The sequence below is a fragment of the Rathayibacter sp. AY1E8 genome (genome assembly GCF_002931415.1).
Taxonomy (GTDB): Bacteria; Actinomycetota; Actinomycetes; order Actinomycetales; family Microbacteriaceae; genus Rathayibacter.
In genome coordinates this window covers 1-842 of sequence record NZ_PSVI01000125.1, presented here as the reverse complement: position 1 = coordinate 842, position 842 = coordinate 1, and the positions used below count along the sequence as shown (strand labels likewise).

Sequence of the window (842 nt, the reverse complement as noted above, 5' to 3'; positions counted from 1 at the left end):
TCGACGCGGCCAAGACCCAGGCGCAGAACCTCGACGAGCAGCGCACCCGCTGGTCCGACCCGGCGTTCATCCGCGCGCAGGCCCGCGAGCGGCTGTACTTCGTGATGCCCGGCGAGGTGAGCTACCTCGTGCTCGACGACGTGACGCTCGCCCAGCAGGCGCAGCAGCCCGCGAGCGACACGGTGCAGGAGACCCCGAGCGACTGGGCCGGCTCCCTGCTGTCCTCGATCGCGGTCTCGGGCCTCGGCGAGCCGACCGCCGACGAGCTGACACCGACTCCGTAGCTCCCGCCCGACCCCGTCGCTCCCGCCCGGCCCCGCGTACACTGGAGCGTCCTCCCGGCCGTCCGTCCTCTGGAGCCCCCGTGACCACGCCCCCCTTCGATCCGCCGTCCGAGCGCGACATCGCGGTCGTCTCCGCCCAGCTGGGCCGTCCCGCCCGGGACGTCGTCGGGATCAGCGCACGCTGCGTCTGCGGCGACCCGACGGTGGTCTCCACGAGCCCCCGCCTGTCCGACGGCACGCCGTTCCCCACCTTCTACTACCTGACCCACCCCGCCGCGACGGCCGCGATCTCGCAGCTCGAGGCCACCCAGGTCATGGTCGAGTACAACGCGATGCTCGCCGAGGACGAGGAGCTGCGCGAGGCGTACGCCGCTGCGCACCGGGCGTTCCTGGCCGACCGCGAGAGCGTCGGCTCCGTCCCCGAGATCGCGGGCATCTCCTCCGGGGGCATGCCCTCGCGGGTGAAGTGCCTCCACGCCCTCGCCGCGCACGCCCTCGCGGCGGGCCCCGGCGTTAATCCGATCGGCGATCTGGCCCTGGCCCGCGCCGACTGGTCTC

Annotated in this window: 2 protein-coding genes; both read left to right on the top strand. The window is 73.9% G+C overall.

Annotation, left to right across the window (positions count from 1 at the left end; translation table 11 throughout):
- Window positions 1–284 (top strand): septum formation initiator family protein (locus tag C5C74_RS16915; RefSeq protein ID WP_146083113.1); only part of this gene is annotated, 284 nt, incomplete at its 5' end.
- Window positions 285–364: 80 nt separating this feature from the next.
- On the top strand, window positions 365–842 hold a 478-nt coding region (locus C5C74_RS16910; RefSeq protein ID WP_104317535.1), incomplete at its 3' end, for a DUF501 domain-containing protein.